This is a genomic window from Mycobacterium sp. TH-M11, assembly GCF_057473725.1.
The window spans coordinates 1-4292 of sequence record NZ_JBYCLD010000091.1; the positions used below are offsets into that span (position 1 = coordinate 1).

A 4292-nucleotide genomic window follows, 5' to 3' on the forward strand; every position below is an offset into this window, starting at 1 on the left:
CGCGCACGAAGTCATTGAGGTTGCCGACCGACTTCATCGACACGGTCTGGTGGAACAGCTCGAGTGCTTGTTCCGATCGGATTCCGAGCAGGCGACGCAGCGAGGTTGCGTATTTGGGGAACTCGTCGAAGATCTCCGCCCCCGCAGCGCGCAGCCTCTTGCGAAGGTCCCGCAGGTCAGTCCCGAAGTCGGCGAAATCCGTTGCGATCGAGAGCGCTTTGGGTGCGGTGACGAAGAAGCGGTAGGGCTGTCCGGTGCTCTCGCGTTGCTGGAAGACTTGGGCCAGGGTGACTGTCTCGTCGTAACCCTGGTTTGTGAAGACCCCGAGGACGACGGAGTAGGTCTTTGTGTTCTCCCGCAGACCCTTGGCGCGGGACCGTCCGGTGGTTTCGTTTCGCTCGGACTTGTAATGGCCTTCGACGTAGGAGCGCAGGGTGCGTTCCTTGGCCTCGGCACCCGCCGCCTTGTTGTAGGCGGCCTTGTGTGACGGCATCAGCAACGTGGTGAGCGCGTCGACCAGCGTCGACTTGCCCGAGCCGATGTCGCCGGTGAGCAGAGCGGTATCGGCGCCCGGAGACAGACGCCAGACTTGGGAGTCGAACGTGCCCCAGTTGAATACTTCCGTGTACTGCAGGCGGTAGCCGGCCCGTCGGGCGTCGCCGAGTCCGACCATCGAGAAGAGCCCGTCACTCATCGCCGGTCGCCGCTCCGGCATACTCGCGCAGCTTGGTCGCGAAGTCCGACAGGGTCTGGGCGTCGACGTAGGCCTTGAGGATGCGCCGCACCTCCCAATGGTCACTCTGACCGCGCAGCTGCCGCAGAAAGCCGAGGTCGCGCGCCTTGTTGATCGTCGTCTCCGCCTGGTCCACGACGCGCGCGTCGTTCGTCGACTCGGCCTGGAAGAGCCTCAGCATCTCCACGATCTGGTCGGTGGTGAGCACCAGACGGCCGTCGCCACCGGCGGTCTCGAACTCGACGAGCCGCTTGCGCAGCAGCACCAGCAGCAGACTGACGTTGTATGTCAGCGCGCGCCTGCGCACCAGGCGCGGGAGCACTTCATCGCCGTCCTCCTCGGTCCGGGACCGCAGATAGCCGAAACCCTCCACGTCATCGACGACCACGTCGACGCCGATGGTGGCGAAATGGTCTCGGACACCGGCGCCCTGGCGTTCCAGCGTCAGCCAGGTGTCCTCATCCGATTCTCGGTAGATGACACCCTGCATCAGCCGGATGATCGCGCTGGCGACGGCATGCTCGCTGCTCATCGCCGCCGCACCGTCACTTTCGGTAGCCTGGCCCGCTTGGTGATGTCCGGGTCGGCGGGGTCGGCGTACTCCAGGTACGTCTCTTCGGTGTCATCCATCTCGACCGCCACGTCTTCGTCATTGAGCGCAAGATAGCCCACGATCTCCGCGGCTCCCTGCTCAATGGGGTGCGTCGCGACAACATCCGACAACAGAGCCATCGAGCCCTCGGGCAGTACGCTTCGGACGATCTCGACCAGCCGCGCCTGGTCGACGAAGGTTTGGCTGAAGAGAAGGTCGGCGTCGACCTCCTCGGTGGCCGCCGCGATCTGGCTCTCCACCGCTACCGCCGCGGGGGGCTGGTAGAGCGGGCGTTCGAAGGGCAACACGATCTCGATGCCCGGCGCATCAAGCTCCAGCCCGAAGGTAGGCGGGTTGTCGCGGAGCTCAAGCGCAACGCTCTCCACCGACCGAACCAGGTCGAGAACGCGCCGGTTCTCCAGCCAGACCTGGTCGTCGAGGAAGCGGCGCAGTTGTTCCGAAATTTGGCGGACCGTGCGCTGCGCACGATCGGCAGCTTCGGACCAGTCGTGGTGGATACCGCGAATGCGTTGGTCGGCCTCGATCATGTCGAGGGCTGACACTTTGGTGAGCAGCTCTGCGAGCTCGGCCTGGCGCGACTCGGAGAGCAGGAAGTCGTAGAACGACTGGAAGCTGCGCCCCTGGTCCGAGCCGGCGATCTCGGAGCGGCTCCCGACCAGCTCGGCGAGCAATTCGCCCTTGGAGCCGTCCCACGCCGCAATCTTTTCTCGCGCGGCACGGTCGAGAAGCCGGAAGTTCTCTTCAACCTCGCGAAAGTCCGAGAGCAGTTCCCGCGCGGTCGTGGAGAGCTGCTGGTAACGGTCGCGGACCCCCGTCGCATCCAGGACCGTGACGACGCCGGCTTCGACGGCCGCGATCTCGGTGTCGAGTTCGTCGCGGCGGCGGCGCAGTTCGGCCAGCCGGACGCCGGGTTCGACTTCGGTTCCGTGCACGATCTGGCGAAGCAACTCGACCACCGTGTGCAGTCTGGATTCGGTCCCGACGAAGGACCTGCCCTTGAGGCTCATCACCCATGCGTAGGCCTTCTCGAACGCCGGCGTGACCTCGTAGTGCACTTCGTCGTCGCCGGGCGGATAGAACCGGCGCAGATACGCGGCGTCGGCGGCCGCCCAGTCCTCCAGATAGGAGCGGGGATCCCTCGGAAACCGCTCGTCCCCGCGGTCAGTGGGGATCTCGGCGTTCAGGGCGTGCAGATGGTCGTCCAACGCGTCCGCGACCTCACTTGCCGGGCACGCGCCTCGATTGCTCTCGACGAAAAACTCCCCGAGGAAGGACAGAATCAGCGTGGCGTTGCCGGCACGCAGCAGCCGCCAAGCGGGATGCCGCTCCCGCAATGCGTCGATCGCCGCGTAGTCCACCAGGAAAGCGTAGAGAGTTCCACCGACAGGTTCGTGTCGCACGCGCCGGGCAAGAGCACCTCTGGGCAAGACCACCTCTGGGCAAGCTACCGACCCGTCGGCGCTGGACGTGACGTGGGATCGCACGACAGCCACCCGTGTCGGTACCCACTGCTACAACCGCATTAAGTCAAGTCCACAGAAAGGGCGCCCGACATGTCCACCACACGCCGCAACAACGATGCCGGCTTACTCTTCTTGAACTTGGCCGTGACGGTCCTGGTATGGGGCGGATTGATCTTCTTGATCAGGCAGGCCGTCAAGCATGGCTACCCGCCGATCAAGCGCTTCTACACACACCCCGATCGTGGGGTCCGTCGCCGACGCCGCCGTGCCACCGCGCTCTGCCTGACCGCCGTGGGCGCCCCGCTGGGCATCGCAAGCCTTGTCTCGGGGAACGACGGCGGTGCCGAGTTCGCTGCCTTTTGCACTGCAGCAGCTGCTTCCTGGTGGTACGGCGAACAGCGTGTGCTGCGCCGGCAGGCCAACGCCGCCATCGCGGCCCGTGCCGACCAGCAACACAACTGGGTAATGCAGGGAGACAACCGCGGAACCTACGGTCCACAGGGTGCCGACCTCATGCGCTTCATTGAAGCGCCGCCGCGGGCAGCCGCGCCGAGCGAGTCGCCAGCTGCCCGCTGGCGCACGCGAACCTCCGCCACCCTCTTTGCGAGCTGAACGATGCCTGACTGGAGCCAGATCAAACCGCACAGGAGGTCGCACGCAATCCGGATGGCTCGATGAGAGTCCAACGCCAGTCGCGCGTGCCGTCCGGTACAAATTCGGCGTTTCGTAGTGCCTGCTCCAACCGCTGGGCTTGAACACCGCCGCCAGCGATTGCCAGATCGACCTGAACGTCAACATCCGTCGTTCTAGCGTGCCGCCAGCGCGAGTTCGCGCACAGCAGGGCAGGCATCAGTCCGCCGAGTACGACGAACTCGGGCCGTTCCCCGTAGTGGTGCACGACGCGCACCAATGCCAGTTCGGGCTGGTTCAGCTTCAGTCACTTCTTGCTTATTTCCTCACGCAGGTGCTCAGCAGCGTCTTCTCCCCGTACGCCGACCGTGCGCAAATCGGCGTAGACACGCGGCCACAACACCGTTCGAAATCCAGTGGTATCCAACCCCAGGGTCAACGTGGCACCCGCTGGTGTCGGGTATGGGCGCAACAGCAATCGGCCGCCATCCATCTCTCTGAGCCCAGCCACTGCCGCTCCCCGACGAAGATCGCCCCATCCGCGTGCTGGCAGATAGACCTCCATTGGCGCGATTTCACCTCTTCAGCAGTGAGCTTGCAAGAAAATTTGCGTGTCAGCAAACGATGGCCGAGACCCTGTTGAGCAGGGTTGCCCAGACTATCGTGCACAAGGGGCGGACCACAGCTTCCGCCAGGCGCAGAGTAGTTAACTATGGAGCTTGCCTAGTGTGGCCAAATAGGTGGCCATCGGGCATGAAAACGGCCCCCGGAGTGATCTCCGAGGGCCGTTTCTACTAGTAGCGGGGACAGGATTCGAACCTGCGACCTCTGGGTTATGAGCCCAGCGAGCTAC

At 64.5% G+C, this 4292-nt stretch carries 4 protein-coding genes and 1 pseudogene; 1 reads left to right on the forward strand and 4 read right to left on the reverse strand.

The features are described 5' to 3' along the window. From AC2VOG_RS03695 to AC2VOG_RS03705, 3 genes are all read right to left on the reverse strand, one after another. A partial coding sequence (locus tag AC2VOG_RS03695; RefSeq protein ID WP_486938563.1) for an ATP-binding protein occupies window positions 1-694 on the reverse strand: 694 nt, incomplete at its 3' end. Then, window positions 687-1265, reverse strand: a complete 579-nt coding sequence (locus AC2VOG_RS03700) for a DUF4194 domain-containing protein (RefSeq protein WP_486938561.1) — start codon at window positions 1263-1265, stop codon at window positions 687-689. The genes AC2VOG_RS03700 and AC2VOG_RS03695, both read right to left, overlap by 8 nt. Next, window positions 1262-2704, reverse strand: a complete 1443-nt coding sequence (locus tag AC2VOG_RS03705; RefSeq protein WP_486938562.1) for a DUF3375 domain-containing protein — start codon at window positions 2702-2704, stop codon at window positions 1262-1264. The genes AC2VOG_RS03700 and AC2VOG_RS03705 overlap by 4 nt, the downstream gene beginning before the upstream one ends. Before the next feature lie 249 nt (window positions 2705-2953). Between AC2VOG_RS03705 and AC2VOG_RS03710 the strand changes: the two genes are divergently transcribed. Beyond that, window positions 2954-3421: a hypothetical protein gene (locus AC2VOG_RS03710; RefSeq protein WP_486938564.1), complete on the forward strand. Its 468-nt coding sequence runs from the start codon at window positions 2954-2956 to the stop codon at window positions 3419-3421. A gap of 325 nt (window positions 3422-3746) precedes the next feature. Here the strand turns inward: AC2VOG_RS03710 and AC2VOG_RS03715 are convergent. Beyond that, window positions 3747-4016: pseudogene (locus AC2VOG_RS03715) on the reverse strand (hypothetical protein); the annotation flags it as partial. Window positions 4017-4292: the final 276 nt, after the last annotated feature.

What these genes read in the sequence shown, in the direction of transcription:
- AC2VOG_RS03700 (WP_486938561.1), bottom strand. Translation starts at nt 1,265, where the DNA reads ATGAGCAGCGAGCATGCCGTCGCCAGCGCGATCATCCGGCTGATGCAG.